Genomic DNA, 15540 nt, shown 5'->3' on the forward strand with positions numbered 1-15540 from the left:
CATCGCACCAATCCGATCCGCTGCGCCGTGCGCGTTTGCGCTGGCGTGCGCGGCGCGGTTTGCTGGAAAACGATTTGATCTTCGAACGTTTTTTCGGCCGTTATGAGGAGAGCCTCAGCGACGCAGAGGTGGGTGCGCTCACACGTCTGTTCGAGCTGAGCGACAACGACCTGATGGACTTGCTTCTCGCGCGCAAGGAACCGGAAGGCGAACTTTCCGACCCGGACATCGTCCGGGTGTTGGGCCTGTTGCGCGCTGTTTGAGCGCCGCATTACTGGACGCGCCGCGCGCGCATGATCGGAAAACCCGTTCCAACTTCGATTGAGGATGCTATGACTCCGTCAGATGTTAAAGCCACGCTCTCGTTCAGCGATAATTCGCCGAGCGTCGAAATGCCGATCTACAAGGGCACGATGGGCCCGGACGTGATCGACATCCGCAAGCTGTATGGTCAAACCGGCAAGTTCACGTACGATCCGGGCTTCATGTCGACGGCGTCGTGCAACTCCGAGATCACCTATATCGACGGTGACAAGGGCGAGCTGCTGTACCGCGGCTACCCGATCGATAATCTCGCGCAAAACGCGGACTTCCTCGAGACGTGCTACCTGCTGCTCAAGGGCGATCTGCCGAACGCCAAGCAAAAGGATGAGTTCGTCAGCACGGTGACGCGCCATACGATGGTGCACGAGCAGATGCAGTTCTTCTTCCGTGGTTTCCGTCGCGACTCGCACCCGATGGCGATTCTCGTCGCATCCGTGGGCGCATTGTCGGCGTTCTACCACGATTCGCTGAACATCAACGATCCGCATCACCGTGACGTCTCGGCCATTCGCATGATCGCGAAGCTGCCGACCCTCGTGGCGATGGCGTACAAGTACAGCATCGGCCAGCCGTTCGTCTATCCGAAGAACGACCTGTCGTACAGCGCGAACTTCATGCGCATGATGTTCTCGAACCCCTGCGAAGAGTACAAGATCAACGATGTGCTCGTGCGCGCGCTCGATCGCATCTTGATTCTGCATGCCGATCACGAACAGAACGCGTCGACGTCGACGGTGCGTCTGGCCGGTTCGTCGGGCGCGAATCCGTTCGCCTGTATCGCCGCCGGTATCGCCTGTCTCTGGGGCCCGGCGCACGGCGGTGCGAACGAAGCGGCGCTGAACATGCTCGAGCAAATCGGCTCGCCGGACAACATCCCTGAGTTCATCAAGCAGGTCAAGGACAAGAACTCGGGCGTGAAACTGATGGGCTTCGGCCACCGCGTGTACAAGAATTACGATCCGCGCGCGAAGCTGATGCGCGAAACGTGCCACGAAGTGCTCGAAGAGCTCGGCCTGCACGACGATCCGCTGTTCAAGCTCGCGATGCAGCTCGAAAAGATCGCGCTCGAAGACGAATACTTCGTGTCGCGCAAGCTCTATCCGAACGTCGATTTCTACTCGGGCATCGTTCAACGCGCGTTGGGCATCCCGACGTCGATGTTCACCTGCATCTTCGCGATGGCACGGACGGTGGGCTGGATTGCTCAGTGGAACGAGATGATCTCGGAAGCCGAGCAGAAGATCGGCCGCCCGCGTCAGTTGTTTATCGGCGAAACCGTGCGCGAAGCGAAGCCGATCAGCCAACGCGGCTAATCGTACGTCCCGACGCCGGCTCCCGCGAGCCGGCTGGTCGCCGCAGTATCCAGAGCCCCGACGGTCATGCCCTCGGGGCTTTTTCTCGCCTTCTCGCCTCACAACAGTGCTGACCTATGCCGTTCGGCGGATTCATGACCGGACCGCGCAGCCTGTACTCTGCATTCGTCGATAACCCATAGGTTGTCAGTTGACAACCTATCCCTGGAGCGGTATTCTTGCCGCATTGACGAATGCAACGACCACACCCAAAGAAGGAAATCGAAGCGGCGCTCGCGTACGCGGAAGCTTGCGGCTGGCGAGTCGAGCCAAAAAAAGGAAACGGGCATGCGTGGGGCAAGATCTTGTGCCCCTATAACGACGCCGATTGCCGTTGCGGCGAGTTTTGCATCACTAGCGTTTGGAGTACGCCACGCTGTCCGGCAAATCATGCCAAGGATTTGAAGCGAGTCGTCGATCATTGTGAGGTCGTCCGGCAGGTTGAGGCGTTCAAATCGCGGCTTCGTATCAAAAATTAGGAGTCCTTATGGAATATGTTTTCACGCTGAAATATCAGCTTGCAGATGAGGATCAGGCCCACGAGCACATGGTCGAGCGTCTGTTCGAGGCGGGCTGCGACGACGCAACAATCGGTGTTGGGCAGCCGGGGCGAATTGCATTGGCCTTCAGGCGCGAAGCGCCTGATGCCGCGGCGGCGATCTATACGGCGCTGCGCGACGTCAAGCGAGCGATCGCATCGGCGCGGCTCGTCGAAGCCGGTCCCGATTTCGTCGGCTTGACGGATGTGGCGGATCTCGCCGGGGTGACGCGACAAAACATGCGCAAGCTGATGCTCGCTCACGCGTCGCAGTTTCCTTTGCCCGTCCATGAGGGCAATGCATCCGTTTGGCATCTTTCGGACGTGCTGGGTTGGCTAATGAGCCGAGGCGCCTATCCGATCAGCGCCGACCTGATCGATGTTGCGAAGGCGACCAAGCAAGTGAATCTGGCGAAGGAGGCACGGGAAATCGAGCCTGGTTTCAACCGTCAATTAGCACCTCTTGTGACTTGACTTGACCGTCAGGTGCCGCGGCCGTACGTGCCGCGCAACGATAGCCTGTCCTTGGTCGCGATAGCGTGCGTCGACAAGCGCGCGGCGTTATGGGGCATGGCAGGCGGGTATCGTGAGGCTCGGTACTAGCATAAGGAACGGCGGGTTCGGCTATTTTTATCCGGCGCATTCAACTCGAAACGCATTGGCCGATGCTTCGATATTGCGGGCGGGCAATACTCCAAAAAATATCAGGTCCTATTTCTGGCGCAATAGGATAGGCTTCATCTCAGTCGAATTTTTCAAGAAAAATCAATTGAGATCTCAGGCATGACGGAAGACCGTCAATCCGATACGCAAACAGCTTATGCGCAAATCCGGTCGCGCATTCTCGACGGCCGGCTTGCGCCCGGCCGTCCGGTCTCTCCACGCAATATTGCCGATGAGCTTATGCTCGGCCATATGCCGGTACGATCAGCCATACAACGCCTCGTCATGGAAGGGTTGGTCGAGGTGATCCCGCGCAAGGGTACCTATGTGACGGCGCCCAGCAACATTGATTTGCGCGAGATTTTCGAAATGCGGCTGGCGCTGGAGAGTACGGCTGCATACTTGGCTGCGGTTAACGGCGCGACCGACGGATTGATGGCGGTGGCGGATCAATTGCATCGCGTTGTCGACGGTGAATCGACGGATCCGATGGCAGAGCAACGAATCGGCTGGCTATTTCATCAAGAAACGCTATCGGCAGCCAGGAACGATCGGCTCTATACGTCGTACCGGATGTTGCGTGCTCAAAGTGGCCTTGCACTCAGCGAATTGCATCGCGTCGATGCGACAACAGTGCGGCGCGGTACGTTAGAGCACCTGAACATCTACGCATCCATTCGATCGAAAGAACCCGAGGCCGCACGCCGGCTCATGTGGAATCACATCGTGGATGCAACGGACGCGAGAATCAAATGGGTGCGTGATCAGCCTTCGGATGATGTGCTTCGATGAGCTGCGCCAACTGCACGACCGCTTTTTCCATCGTCCGATCCGTCAGCCCTGCGTAACCGAGAACGAAACCGTTGTACGTTTGACCGTCGGCCACCCGGTAGCGGCTCAGCGGTTGCAGCATCAGACCTTGATTGGCGCCGATTCGAGCGATTTCCGTATCTTGCAGCGGCACGGTCAGCTCCGCTGACAGATGCATCCCGCCTGAGCTTTCCCGTACCTTCAACGCCGTTCCAAGGTGCCGGGCGAGGGCGGCTTCAAGGCGGCCGCGCCTATGCGTGTAGAGTGATCGCATCGTTCGTAAGTGCCGCGCGAACAGTCCCGAATCGATGAATTCCGCCATCGCCAATTGATCGGCCGGATGACCTCGATGGACGAGTTCTCGCAGCGTTTGACTCAAGGGGCCGACCGCGATCGAAGGGATCACCATGAAGCCTAATCGCAGCGCGGGAAACATCGTCTTGCTGAAGGTGCCGAGATAGCAAACCGGCGCTTCGGCGTGGATGCCCTGAATGGCGGGCAGCGGTTGTCCTCTGTGGCGAAATTCGCTGTCATAGTCGTCTTCTATTATCCATGCCCCGCATTCGCGAGCCTTTTCCGCGAGCGCCGCGCGCCGCTGCATGCTCATCAGAGACCCTAGCGGATATTGATGCGAAGGTGTCGTGTAGATCAGCTTGGGTGGATGGATGCGCCACTGATCTTCGCGCGGCGCCATGCCTTCGTCATCGACTTCGATCGGAACGAGGCACAGGCCGGCTGACCGGAATGCGGTCCTGGCGCCGTTATAGCAAGGGTTCTCAAGCCAGCCGAATTCACCCGCATTCGCCAGCATGCGGGCGCACAGCTCGAGGCTGCCTTGCGTGCCATCCGTGATGAATATCTGATCCGTTTCGCACCGCACGCCGCGAGATACCTTGATATAGGCCGCCACGGCTCGCCTCAACTCGGGAAGGCCCTCGACGGGACCGTACGCCAATTGCGCCGGTTTGATTCGCTTCCACGCGCGCTCGACGCAACGGCGCCACTGCGCAACGGGAAATTCATCGAGTGAAGGCAGGCCAGGAACGAACGGCGACATGCGATCAGGCTCGGCTTGAGGATTGCCGAGCCCATCGACACGATCCGAGAGGCGGATGGGATGCGGACGGCTTTTGTCTCGAACGTTGTCCTGACCGCGGCCGTCCCAGAGTGTCATCGTGCCGTTGCGCGTGGCGACAACGAAGCCTTCTTCGGCTAGCCGTTCATAGGCATAGACGACTGAATTTCGCGCGATGCCGAGCTCGCCCGCCAGCGTGCGCGTGGATGCGAGGCGTGTGCCCGGCGCGATGCGGCCGTCGAGCAGCAGATCGCGCAGGCTTCGATAGAGCGCCTCTTGCTGGCTGTGCCGCGCGGCGTCTCGTTGCATGGAAAATGATGAAATGAGAAGCGCGAGATCCATGTCCTGGTTCTAAAATTTTCCCTTGCGTTGGTTCTTTTTGATGTTCGTCTCGCATTGTATCGTTCGCTTCACCGCGGTTTGAATGGATGAGCCGGGTTTTTAAGCAATGAATGGAGTCGAATAGAACAAATGAACATGAATGCGCATGCCGCCTTATCCCCCTCTGCGCGTACCACGATTCGCCGCTTGCCCGAGCTGGCACATCGCGATCGAGCGATGCTCCATGCCATCGTCGACGAAGCCTATGTGTGCCATATCGCTTTTGCGGCCGAGGGCGATACTCACTGCATTCCGACGGCCCATTGGCGAAAGGATGACGACCTCTACATCCATGGATCCAACGGCAGCCGCATGATCAAGGCGCTGGCCGCAGGCGCGCAAGCCGCGGTGGCCATCACATTGCTGGATGGCCTCGTGCTGGCCAAATCGGCATTCAACCACTCGATGAACTATCGCTCCACCGTTATTTACGGGCAATTCGAAGTAGTGCAGGACAATGCGGAGAAGCTGGCTGCCCTGGACACGTTCATGGACAAGATCGCGGAAGGCCGCAAGCACGAGGCGCGACCCGGTAATGCCAAGGAGATCAACGCGACGAGCGTCCTGCGGATCCCGCTTGCCGAAGCGGCCGTGAAAGTCAACGCCTCGCTACCGTCCGACAAGGAAGAGGATCTCGGCCTCCCTGTGTGGGCAGGGATCTTGCCTTTAAGGACGGCGCATGCAACGCCGATCCATTTCAACAGCAACGGGAACGTAGCGGTGCCGGACTATGTGAAGCAATGGGCCGATTGATTCACCGACTAGCTGGGTGCGACACGCTACCGGGGAAGACTTAGCTGGTGCTGAGGGGCTGGCTGGCTGTATGGGTGGGGGCGATCGCCGGCATCTCTTGGTTCGTTGTTCCCTTCGTGCCCGGCAACCTCTAAACTGACGCACTTCGGCCACCGCAGTCTCACCATGACGCGTAACGTCCTCATCCTCGGCGCACGGGCGCCTGTCGCGCTCGATCACGCGCGCCGCTTTGCGCATCAAGGGTGGACGGTTACGGTGGCCGACAGCATCTCGTGTTGGATCAGCGGCGCGTCGCGCGCGGTCGGCACGACCTTGCGGATCGCCTCGCCGCGCCACACGCCGGCCCAATTCGCCGCCGATTTGGCGCACGCCTGCGCGAAGCATTCGATCGGTCTGATCGTTCCGACCTGCGAGGAGGTCTTTTTTCTATCCCGGTATCGCCATCGCCTGCCGCGCGAGGTTCGCGTGCTAGCCGACGATTTCGACAAATTGCGCGACATGCATAGCAAGTGGCGCTTTCTTTCACTTGCGCAAGGATGCGGCGCCAACGTTCCGGAATCGGCGCTCGTCGGGTCGATCGACGAAGCGCGGCAATGGGCGGGCGCGAGGCCGATCGTACTGAAGCCGGAATTTTCGCGATTCGGGGTGCATGTACGCCTGTATCGCGAGGGTATTCCGCAAGACGCGCCGGAACTCGGCGCACTCGGACGATGGGTGGCTCAGGCTTACGTGCGCGGCACCGAGTATTGCTCCTATAGCGTGGCGGATCGTGGGCGACTCGTCGCGCACAGCCTCTATCGGCCCACGTGGCGGATGCAGACGAGTTCCAGCTATTACTTCGAGCCGGCGCGAATCGATGCCGTCCGGGAATTCGTCGCGCAGTTCGTGCGCAAAATGGACTTCACGGGGCAACTGTCATTCGACTGGATTCAGCGCGCAGACGGCGAGGTCAGCGTGCTCGAGTGCAATCCGCGCGCCACCAGCGGCTGTCATCTGTTCTCATTCGACGATCCGCTCCCCGCGGCACTCGATGGTACGCTCGACAAATGTATCGAACCTGTCTCGCCGTCGCCCAGGATGATCCGTGCGGTGATGCTCAGCGCGGGCTTGATCGATGCGGCAAAGCGCAGGGATCTGCGGGGATGGATGCGCGATTGTCGACGCGCAACCGATGCCGTCAGTGTGCCGGGCGACCGTCGGCCTGTCGGCGGCGCTCTTCTCGATTTGATGTGCTACGCCAGGCTTGCGCGCACGCAACACTGCAACATGCGCGAAGCCGCGACTGAGGACATCGAATGGGACGGCCAGGCGTTGCCGGATGCATGAGCGATTGCCTCTACGTTCCGCGCGCGGCGTTCCTGGCGCATTCCAACGCGTTCGCTTCGGTGCACGCCGGCGTTCCGACGCCAGGCTATGTCGGCAATATCGACGTTGAAGTCAGCACCTTCGAGTGCGGCGGGCTGTCGTTTCCTGTCACGATCAACGAAACGGGCGGCGAAAACGCGTGGGTCTGCTCGCCGCTCACCACGTACAGCCGCTATGCGTTGGAAGAAACCCGGCGCGTGGCGCCGCGCGGCCTTGCGTGGCCATTGACGGCCGTTATCGGGGCGGCGGATCGCTGGCTGCTGACCGCGGACCTCGATCGGGCTGTCTCGGTCAACAATTGGCTGCTCAGCACGAACTTATACCCTTCGGCCGATGGCATCGATTTTCGCGCCGCTCGCGATGCGTTGACAGCGCGCTGGCCTGGTCACGCGATCTGGTTTCGTTCGCTCAATTTCGCGCAGCACGCGCAATGGCTGCACGCGCTTGCCGCGGTGGGATTCGAGCTTATTCCGACGCGCCAGGTGTATTTGTTTCGCGACGTCGAGCGCTGCGCGAACGCGCATCAGAACCTGAAGCGCGATCTCAAACTGCTGCGTGGCACGCCGCTGCAACAGGTGGACGGCAGTACCTTTTCCATTGACGATTTTGCCGCGAGCGAAGCGCTCTACGGGCAGCTTTATCTCGAGAAATATTCGCGGTTCAATCCGCTTTATACCGCCGCATTCCTGCAAGCGTGGCATCGTGCCGGACTGCTCGAATTGACCGGCTTTCGCGACGAGACCGGGCAATTGCGTGCTGTGGCCGGCATCTTTTCGCAGGGGCCGCTCTTGACGGCGCCTATCGTCGGCTACGACACGGCGTGGCCGCAATCGGCCGGACTCTATCGCCTTCTGATGGCTCAGGTGCTGTCGGTTACCCGTGCGCGCGCCGGCACGTTGAACCTGAGCGCGGGTGCCGCACATTTCAAACGCCTGCGCGGCGGCGAACCCGCGATCGAGTACAGCGCGGTGCTGTGCGATCACCTTCCCCGGCCGACGCGCCGCGCGCTCGGATTGCTGCGCGCACTGACGACGAGGCTCGGCAAACCGATCATGGAGCGCTTCCAGCTGTGAATACCTGGAAACCATCGCTGGCCCGCAGTTGGTTCGTCGTTGCCCGCTCGTCGCAGATCGGCAGGAAGCCGCATGCGGTGACGTTGCTCGATCGGCCGATCGTCATCGCGCGCGCATCGTCCGGCGAGTTATTCGCGCTCGACGATTGCTGTCCGCACCGTCATATCCCGCTCTCCGCTGGCCGGATGACGGAGCACGGTCTGCAATGCGCCTATCACGGCTGGACTTTTGCCGCCGATGGCCGATGCGTGGCCATCCCCGGGTTGCCGTCGGGCGCCTGTCAGCCTCTTGTGCGGGTGGGGGCGGCGAGCGTTGCGGAGTACGACGGCCTGGTTTGGGTGCGGCTCGACGGTGAAGCCGGCACGGGGGCGATTGCGTCCGCCTTGCCCGCGTTCGTTCGCCGTCCGCCGGCGCAGGCTCAGCGTTTCGTGTGGCACGCTCGATGGAACGCTCGTGCGATCGACGCGCTCGAGAACTTCCTCGATGCGCAACACACGCACTTCGTGCACGCGGGCATTGTTCGAAGCGTGCGCCGTCGAGCGGCTGTCGATGTCACCGTCGCCCGCACGGGTAGTGCGTTGCACGTCGACTACGAAGGCCAGCAGGACCAGAGCGGATGGCTGTATCGATTGTTTGAGTCAAGGCGCGAATTGGAGCGCGCTCACTTCGATGCGTCCGCGGCCGGTACGGCGCAGCTCGAATACCGGTATCGAAATGGCAGTGCGCTGTATTTCACGCTGCACTTCAGCCCGGTGAGCGATGCGGTCACGCAGGTCCACGGTACGTTGCACATCGAGAACCGGTGGGCGCCGCGTTGGGCGGTCCGGTTCCTGGTATGGCCGCTGCTGCGGCGCGTGTTGCAACAGGATCGGGCGCTCGTCGAGGCGCAAGCGTTGAATCGGCAGCGATGCCGGCGAGGCGAGGGCATCTCGACGGAATTGGATCTGGTCAGGCCTGCACTCGATGCCGCCTGGTTGTCGTCGGGCGAGGCATGGACAGACTCGGTGCGCAAAGTCCGTGTCTTGTTGTAGGTGAAACAGGCCATGCTTCCTGGGCCTCCTCCAGCGGGCCCCGTGCGTTCTCGCTGGTAGGGAATGTCTCGATGCGATTTCAGGAAATTCCTACCCGCCAGCACTTCAGTGTTCCCCGATATTGGCCGTTTACACGAGTACGCGACTCGTGCGAGCGGTGCGCCTCGCGCGTCCGAGTTGAGCGGCATCGAAATGGCCATGACGGATCGACGACGAAGGGGAATGTTTGAAACCGATTAGACGCGCCGCCCCCCGCGCTGACGCGACGGCGGAACCGAATCAGGCGAAGAGGAGCGCGCAAGCCGTTGCACGGCGGTAAGCGAGATTTTATGCGCGCTTCAGATTTCTTCAGGACAATGCCGATCACGCGCGTGCTGGCAGCGATCAGCGTTTGTGTCTTCGCCGTGGTGCTGCTTCCGCTTGGTTGGCTGCTGGCGCACGAGTGGGCGGCCGATAGCCGCGCCAGTATCGCGCTCGCCGCTTTCGACGGCTACCGTGCGACGCTGCTGGTGATGGAAAAGGTGTCGGTGGAGCGAGGCCCCACCAACGGAGCGCTCGGCGAGGACTTGCCGATTCCTGCCGTACGCGCGCAAGCATTGAGCCGGGCGCGTGCCGAAAGCGACCGGCGGATCGCGGAACTGCTGAAGATCCTGCAGAGCCCGGCGTGCCCCGACCACTGCGACTTGGAAGCCGCGCGCATCCGGGCGATGCAAGCCGATCTCGCAGTGCGCCGCGCGAGCGTCGATGCGCTGCTCGCCTTGCCGCTCGCCGAACGGCGTCCAGCGGCGATTCGCGAAGCCGTCGCCGGCATGATCGCTGTGATCCCCGAATTGGCGCCGCCGCTCGACGATGTCGCGCTGACTGTCCTTCGCGGTTCCCCCGACACGCTGTACTGGCTGCTCGCGACGCGCCTGTTGGCCGACTATCGGGAATTCGCCGGGCAACTGGGCTCGCAGTTTACGGCGGCATTGGCTGCCGATCGTCCGCTTACCACCGACGAGCTGTTTGCGATCGAACGGCTGCGGGGCCGCTTGACTCAGTTGCAGGTCTCGATCCACAACTGCTTGGCCACGAGCGCGCAGCCGTTTGCCGTTCTGGCGGCGTTCAGCGCGATGCAGAGCCGATACGACGGAACGGGCATTCGTTACGTGGAGCGCGTGCGCAATCTTGCGATGCGAGGCGAGGCGACCGACATATCGCCGGCGAGGTTTGCCGCGGAGTATGTGCCCCCCATGCGATCGATTACGGACTTGCGCGACGTCCTGCTCGATCTCTCCCGACGCCAGCTCGAAGTCCAGCGTCAGCAAGCTCAGCTGCGCTTGCTGGTCACGCTGGGCGCATCGATCGTCATTGCGGGCGCGCTGGCGGCGATTCTCTCGATTGTGCGCGAACGTATCGTTGTCCCCCTTCGGCTTGCGGCGCGGACGATCGACGCCATGGCCGGCGGCGATCTGAATGCGGATGTTCCGGCGATTCCGCAGAGCGTCGAAGTGGCGGAGCTGCTGCGCTCGATTGCAGTGCTCAACGCCAGCCGGATCGAGAAAATGAAGGTCGAGTCGCTTCGCGACCGGCTGCTCGCCGAAATGAAGCGGCTCTCCGAAACCGACGCGCTGACCGGGCTGCCGAACCGCCGCGCCATCGACAAGCAGGCGCGGCAATGGAGCCGCGCGAACACGGATCAATCGGATTACGCGGTCGTCGTTTTCGATCTCGACCACTTCAAGCGGATCAACGACACCTATGGCCACAACGCCGGCGACAGCGCACTGCGCGCGGTGGCTGACCTGAGCCGGCAGATTTGGCGGGACGGCGACATCATTGCGCGTGTCGGCGGCGAAGAATTCGTTGCGTTAATGCGTGTGCCGGGCGAGCACGCCGCGATCGCCGCGGCCGAACGGTTGCGGGCCGCCATCGAGCAGACGCGCGTGGTGGCGGACGACGGGCGCACGTTCTCTTTCACGGCGAGCTTCGGAGTGGCGTGGTGGGGCGGTACCGGCGCCCCCGATTTTGCGCACATGATGAGGCTCGCGGACGAGAACCTTTATGGCGCAAAAAGCGCCGGACGCAATCGTGTCGTCGCACGGGTCGCTGCACAAGACCGAAATACCTGACGATAAGGGCACGAACAGTCCCCCGAGGCGCTGGCGGGGAATTTGACGGAAGCGGTATCCGTCTTTCAGCTCGCCGATACGGTGCGCGCAACCGGGCGCACCGGGCGGCAGTGAGATCGTCGAGCCGGAAACCTACCCTGGCAACCCCGAACCTAGTACTGAAACTACCACTCAACTCACTGTTTTTTATCACTTTTTTCTAATCCGCCGATGTCGCGGCGGCTGTGTGCGTGGCATAATCGACCGCACCGGGGATTGCCCGTTGCCACGATTACCGCGCATATCATGTCAAAGACTCTCTACGACAAGCTGTGGGATTCGCACGTCGTCCACACCGAAGAGGACGGCACGACGCTGCTCTACATCGACCGTCAATTGCTGCACGAAGTCACGAGCCCGCAGGCATTCGAGGGGCTCAAGATGCACGAGCGCCCGCTGTGGCGCGTCAGCGCCAATCTGGCCGTGTCGGACCATAACGTCCCCACGACCGATCGCAGCCACGGCATTGCCGATCCCGTATCGAAGCTCCAGGTCGATACGCTCGACACGAACTGCGACGCCTACGGCATCACGCAGTTCAAGATGAACGACATGCGTCAAGGCATCGTTCACATCATCGGCCCCGAGCAAGGCGCGACGCTGCCTGGCATGACGATCGTCTGCGGCGATTCGCACACCTCGACGCATGGCGCGTTCGGCGCGCTGGCCCATGGCATCGGCACGTCGGAAGTCGAACATGTGCTGGCCACGCAAACGCTCTTGCAGAAGAAGAGCAAGAACATGCTCGTAAAGGTCGAGGGCGCATTGCCGCGCGGCTGTACGGCCAAGGACATCGTGCTCGCGATCATCGGCAAGATCGGCACCGCGGGCGGCACAGGCTATGCCATCGAATTCGGCGGTTCCACCATCCGCGCGCTGTCGATGGAAGGCCGCATGACGGTATGCAACATGGCTATCGAGGCCGGCGCGCGCGCGGGCATGGTGGCTGTCGACGATACGACGATCGACTATCTGAAGGGCCGGCCTTTTTCGCCGCAAGGCGTGGAGTGGGATCACGCCGTCGCTTACTGGCGCACCTTCGTATCGGATGACGGCGCGCATTTCGATCGCGTCGTCGAACTCGATGCCGCGCAGATCGTGCCGCAAGTCACCTGGGGCACATCCCCCGAAATGGTGACGGCGATCGATAGCCGCGTACCCGATCCCGAGCGCGAAAAAGATCCGGTCAAGCGTGATGCGATGGAGCGCGCGCTGCAATACATGGCGCTCGAACCCAATGTGCCGATGGAGTCGATCAAGGTCGACAAAGTATTCATCGGCTCGTGCACGAACGCGCGTATCGAAGATATCCGTGCGGCGGCCTACGTCGTCAAGAAGCTGGGGCGGCGCGTCGCCTCGAACATCCGGCTGGCGATGGTCGTGCCCGGCTCGGGGCTCGTCAAGGCACAAGCCGAGCGCGAAGGGCTCGATAAGGTGTTCGTCGAAGCCGGCTTCGAATGGCGCGAGCCCGGCTGCTCGATGTGCCTCGCGATGAACGCCGACCGGCTCGATCCGGGCGAGCGTTGCGCCTCCACGTCGAACCGCAACTTCGAGGGCCGTCAAGGCGCGGGCGGACGCACGCACCTCGTGAGCCCGGCGATGGCCGCGGCTGCCGCGATCGAAGGCCATTTCGTGGATATTCGGAAGTTGGGGTAGCCATGAAAGCTTGGATGTTTGGGCGGCGAGCCGCGCTGCTCGCGCTCGCCGGCGCGCTGCTCGGCCTGGCGGGCTGCAATACGATGGCCGGCTTCGGTCAGGATATGACGGACGCGGGTCACGCGATCAAAAAGGCTGCGGAGTAAGAGGAACATGGACAAATTCGTCGTGCACACGGGGCTCGTTGCGCCCCTCGATCGCGAAAACGTCGATACCGATGCGATCATCCCGAAGCAATTTTTGAAATCGATCAAGCGCACCGGGTTCGGTCCGAACCTGTTCGACGAGTGGCGCTATCTGGATCACGGCGAACCGGGGCAGGACAATTCGCGCCGCCCGCTGAATCCCGATTTCGTGCTCAATCAGCCGCGCTATCAAGGCGCCTCGGTGCTGGTCGCCCGCAAGAACTTCGGCTGCGGCAGCTCTCGCGAGCATGCGCCGTGGGCCTTGCAGCAATACGGTTTCCGCGCGTTGATCGCGCCGAGCTTCGCGGACATTTTCTTCAACAACTGCTTCAAGAACGGTGTGCTGCCGATCGTGTTGTCGGAGCAGCAGGTGGATCACCTGTTCAACGAAACTTACGCATTCAACGGCTACCAGTTGACGATCGATCTGGAGGCGCAAGTCGTGCGCACGCCGGATGGCCGCGAGTATCCGTTCGAGGTGGACGGTTTCCGCAAGTACTGCCTCTTGAACGGCTTCGACGATATCGGCCTCACGCTGCGCCACGCCGACAAGATTCGTGCGTTCGAAGCCGAGCGCATCGCCAAGCAGCCGTGGCTCGCCCACCGGATCGTCGGCTGACGTACCGGCAGCGGCCGGGTGATATCGGCCGCTGAAAAGCATGCTTTGAAGCGTGTTTTGAAGCAGATAGGCAATTGCACAACTCGATAGGACTCCGAATGAAAATCGCAGTGCTCCCCGGTGACGGCATCGGCAAGGAAATCGTCAAGGAAGCGATCAAGGTATTGAACGCGCTCGACGAAAAGTTCGAGATGGAAGAGGCGCCCGTCGGCGGCGCGGGCTACGAGGCGAAAGGCCACCCGCTGCCGGATTCCACGCTGGCCCTCGCCAAAGAGGCCGATGCGATCCTGTTCGGCGCGGTAGGCGACTGGAAATACGATTCGCTCGAACGCGCGCTGCGCCCCGAGCAAGCCATCCTGGGGCTGCGCAAGCATTTGCAGTTGTTTGCGAATTTCCGTCCGGCCATTTGCTACCCGCAATTGACGGGCGCTTCGTCGTTGAAGCCGGAAATCGTGTCGGGTCTCGACATTCTGATCGTGCGCGAACTCAACGGCGACGTGTACTTCGGTACGCCGCGCGGCACCCGTCAGGCGCCCGATGGCGCGTTCGAAGGGGCGCGGGAAGGCTTCGACACGATGCGCTATTCCGAGCCCGAAGTGCAGCGCATTGCGCACGTCGCGTTCCAGGCGGCGCAAAAGCGCGGCAAGCGGTTGACGTCGGTGGATAAGGCGAACGTGCTCGAGACGTCGCAACTGTGGAAGGACGTCATGATCGACGTCTCCAAGCAGTACCCGGACGTCGAACTCTCGCACATGTATGTCGACAACGCGGCGATGCAGCTTGTGAAGGCACCGAAATCGTTCGATGTCATTGTGACGGGCAATCTGTTCGGCGACATTTTGTCGGATCAGGCTGCGATGCTCACGGGCTCCATCGGTATGCTGCCCTCGGCCTCGCTCGACAAGAACAATAAGGGCTTGTACGAGCCGTCGCATGGTTCGGCACCCGACATCGCAGGCAAGGGCATCGCCAATCCGTTGGCGACGATCCTTTCGGCCGCGATGATGCTGCGCTACTCGTTGAACAAGGCCGAGCAGGCCGAACGCATCGAGAAGGCCGTGCAGAAGGTGCTCGAAGCCGGCTATCGCACGGGGGACATCGCCACCCCGGGCTGCCGTCAGGTTGGCACGGTGGAAATGGGCGACGCGGTTCGCGCCGCGCTCTAAGCGCGCTAATCGATCGTGCACTGTTTTCGCAAATGGGCGCACCCGCCCGTTTGCATGGTCTTTGCTCGACGTTGACTCGCAATGCGCCTTAAATGGGCGTAGTTTTTGCAGAATTGGCGTGCTCCATGAGCACGCCAGCACAGTTTTTTCGTGTAGACTCTCCCGATGGCGCAACTGTCCCGAATCTTCTCGATCGACAACCTGCACGGCAATACGGCCCGTGTGGGTACGCGCGCCATCGCTGGCTTCGTCGGCATTGCCGGCATCGCCATCATTACGATTACCCCCAAAACGATCACGAAACGCTGATCGTCCGTCGTGCCCGCTCGTCTTCCCCGCGCGGTCACGCCGGGCAAGGTTGCGGGGAAGCGTCCACTCCAAGGGTTAGTCATGAACGTA

16 protein-coding genes are annotated in these 15540 nt (G+C 61.6%); 15 read left to right on the forward strand and 1 reads right to left on the reverse strand.

Features of this window, described 5'->3' with window-relative positions; all coding sequences use genetic code 11:
• The 5 genes from ACTHL0_RS19160 to ACTHL0_RS19180 all read left to right on the forward strand — a co-directional run.
• Nucleotides 1-263, forward strand: a 263-nt coding sequence (locus ACTHL0_RS19160; RefSeq protein ID WP_440568440.1) for a succinate dehydrogenase assembly factor 2, incomplete at its 5' end; no start/stop codon positions are given.
• Nucleotides 264-332: 69 nt separating this feature from the next.
• Entirely contained in the window at nucleotides 333-1637 is a 1305-nt protein-coding gene (gene gltA, locus ACTHL0_RS19165; protein WP_440568441.1) for a citrate synthase, read from the forward strand.
• A gap of 233 nt (nucleotides 1638-1870) precedes the next feature.
• Nucleotides 1871-2155, forward strand: a complete 285-nt coding sequence (locus ACTHL0_RS19170; RefSeq protein ID WP_440568442.1) for a hypothetical protein — start codon at nucleotides 1871-1873, stop codon at nucleotides 2153-2155.
• An 8-nt stretch (nucleotides 2156-2163) separates the two neighbouring features.
• Nucleotides 2164-2688: a helix-turn-helix transcriptional regulator gene (locus ACTHL0_RS19175; RefSeq protein WP_440568443.1), complete on the forward strand. Its 525-nt coding sequence runs from the start codon at nucleotides 2164-2166 to the stop codon at nucleotides 2686-2688.
• Between the two features lie 309 nt (nucleotides 2689-2997).
• Nucleotides 2998-3669 (forward strand): GntR family transcriptional regulator, encoded by a 672-nt coding sequence (locus ACTHL0_RS19180; protein WP_440568444.1) that lies wholly within the window; start codon nucleotides 2998-3000, stop codon nucleotides 3667-3669.
• Here ACTHL0_RS19180 and pdxR read toward each other — a convergent pair.
• Complete coding sequence (gene pdxR / locus ACTHL0_RS19185) at nucleotides 3626-5104, reverse strand: MocR-like pyridoxine biosynthesis transcription factor PdxR (RefSeq protein ID WP_440568445.1); 1479 nt, start codon at nucleotides 5102-5104, stop codon at nucleotides 3626-3628. The two genes, ACTHL0_RS19180 and pdxR, sit on opposite strands and share 44 nt — an antisense overlap.
• Nucleotides 5105-5233: 129 nt before the next feature.
• On the opposite strand from pdxR, the gene ACTHL0_RS19190 reads away from it, so the two are divergent.
• The 10 genes from ACTHL0_RS19190 (at nucleotide 5234) to ACTHL0_RS19235 (ending at nucleotide 15450) form a co-directional block, all read left to right on the forward strand.
• Nucleotides 5234-5896 carry a pyridoxamine 5'-phosphate oxidase family protein gene (locus ACTHL0_RS19190; protein WP_440568446.1) on the forward strand — a complete coding sequence of 221 codons (663 nt, stop codon included), beginning with the start codon at nucleotides 5234-5236 and terminating at the stop codon, nucleotides 5894-5896.
• A gap of 165 nt (nucleotides 5897-6061) precedes the next feature.
• The gene (locus tag ACTHL0_RS19195) at nucleotides 6062-7222 is read left to right on the forward strand and encodes an ATP-grasp domain-containing protein (protein WP_440568447.1); all 1161 of its coding nucleotides are present in this window, start codon (nucleotides 6062-6064) and stop codon (nucleotides 7220-7222) included.
• Complete coding sequence (locus tag ACTHL0_RS19200) at nucleotides 7219-8334, forward strand: hypothetical protein (protein ID WP_440568448.1); 1116 nt, start codon at nucleotides 7219-7221, stop codon at nucleotides 8332-8334. Before ACTHL0_RS19195 ends, ACTHL0_RS19200 begins: the two co-directional genes overlap by 4 nt.
• The gene (locus ACTHL0_RS19205) at nucleotides 8331-9365 is read left to right on the forward strand and encodes a Rieske 2Fe-2S domain-containing protein (RefSeq protein WP_440568449.1); all 1035 of its coding nucleotides are present in this window, start codon (nucleotides 8331-8333) and stop codon (nucleotides 9363-9365) included. The genes ACTHL0_RS19200 and ACTHL0_RS19205 overlap by 4 nt, the downstream gene beginning before the upstream one ends.
• 329 nt (nucleotides 9366-9694) lie before the next feature.
• Nucleotides 9695-11476 (forward strand): diguanylate cyclase, encoded by a 1782-nt coding sequence (locus ACTHL0_RS19210; RefSeq protein ID WP_440568450.1) that lies wholly within the window; start codon nucleotides 9695-9697, stop codon nucleotides 11474-11476.
• A gap of 285 nt (nucleotides 11477-11761) precedes the next feature.
• A complete protein-coding gene (leuC, locus tag ACTHL0_RS19215) occupies nucleotides 11762-13171 on the forward strand; it encodes a 3-isopropylmalate dehydratase large subunit (protein WP_440568451.1) in 1410 nt (469 codons plus the stop codon).
• Between the two features lie 2 nt (nucleotides 13172-13173).
• Nucleotides 13174-13317, forward strand: a complete 144-nt coding sequence (locus ACTHL0_RS19220; protein WP_440568452.1) for an entericidin A/B family lipoprotein — start codon at nucleotides 13174-13176, stop codon at nucleotides 13315-13317.
• Between the two features lie 7 nt (nucleotides 13318-13324).
• Entirely contained in the window at nucleotides 13325-13975 is a 651-nt protein-coding gene (leuD, locus tag ACTHL0_RS19225; RefSeq protein ID WP_440568453.1) for a 3-isopropylmalate dehydratase small subunit, read from the forward strand.
• Nucleotides 13976-14073: 98 nt separating this feature from the next.
• A complete protein-coding gene (leuB, locus tag ACTHL0_RS19230) occupies nucleotides 14074-15141 on the forward strand; it encodes a 3-isopropylmalate dehydrogenase (RefSeq protein WP_440568454.1) in 1068 nt (355 codons plus the stop codon).
• Nucleotides 15142-15306: 165 nt separating this feature from the next.
• On the forward strand, nucleotides 15307-15450 hold the full coding sequence (locus ACTHL0_RS19235) for a hypothetical protein (protein WP_440568455.1): 144 nt from the start codon (nucleotides 15307-15309) through the stop codon (nucleotides 15448-15450).
• The last annotated feature ends 90 nt before the right edge of the window (nucleotides 15451-15540 follow it).

Source organism: Trinickia sp., from assembly GCF_051961175.1.
In the GTDB taxonomy this organism is placed as follows: Bacteria; Pseudomonadota; Gammaproteobacteria; order Burkholderiales; family Burkholderiaceae; genus Trinickia.

Bases quoted from the DNA above. Each gene is read 5' to 3' on its own strand.
- ACTHL0_RS19195 (WP_440568447.1), top strand. From the start codon at position 6,062: ATGACGCGTAACGTCCTCATCCTCGGCGCACGGGCGCCTGTCGCGCTC.
- leuB (WP_440568454.1), top strand. From the start codon at position 14,074: ATGAAAATCGCAGTGCTCCCCGGTGACGGCATCGGCAAGGAAATCGTC.
- leuC (WP_440568451.1), top strand. From the start codon at position 11,762: ATGTCAAAGACTCTCTACGACAAGCTGTGGGATTCGCACGTCGTCCAC.
- ACTHL0_RS19180 (WP_440568444.1), top strand. From the start codon at position 2,998: ATGACGGAAGACCGTCAATCCGATACGCAAACAGCTTATGCGCAAATC.
- ACTHL0_RS19175 (WP_440568443.1), top strand. From the start codon at position 2,164: ATGGAATATGTTTTCACGCTGAAATATCAGCTTGCAGATGAGGATCAG.
- ACTHL0_RS19200 (WP_440568448.1), top strand. From the start codon at position 7,219: ATGAGCGATTGCCTCTACGTTCCGCGCGCGGCGTTCCTGGCGCATTCC.
- leuD (WP_440568453.1), top strand. From the start codon at position 13,325: ATGGACAAATTCGTCGTGCACACGGGGCTCGTTGCGCCCCTCGATCGC.
- pdxR (WP_440568445.1), bottom strand. From the start codon at position 5,104: ATGGATCTCGCGCTTCTCATTTCATCATTTTCCATGCAACGAGACGCC.
- ACTHL0_RS19170 (WP_440568442.1), top strand. From the start codon at position 1,871: ATGCAACGACCACACCCAAAGAAGGAAATCGAAGCGGCGCTCGCGTAC.
- gltA (WP_440568441.1), top strand. From the start codon at position 333: ATGACTCCGTCAGATGTTAAAGCCACGCTCTCGTTCAGCGATAATTCG.
- ACTHL0_RS19220 (WP_440568452.1), top strand. From the start codon at position 13,174: ATGAAAGCTTGGATGTTTGGGCGGCGAGCCGCGCTGCTCGCGCTCGCC.
- ACTHL0_RS19235 (WP_440568455.1), top strand. From the start codon at position 15,307: ATGGCGCAACTGTCCCGAATCTTCTCGATCGACAACCTGCACGGCAAT.
- ACTHL0_RS19190 (WP_440568446.1), top strand. From the start codon at position 5,234: ATGAACATGAATGCGCATGCCGCCTTATCCCCCTCTGCGCGTACCACG.
- ACTHL0_RS19210 (WP_440568450.1), top strand. From the start codon at position 9,695: ATGCGCGCTTCAGATTTCTTCAGGACAATGCCGATCACGCGCGTGCTG.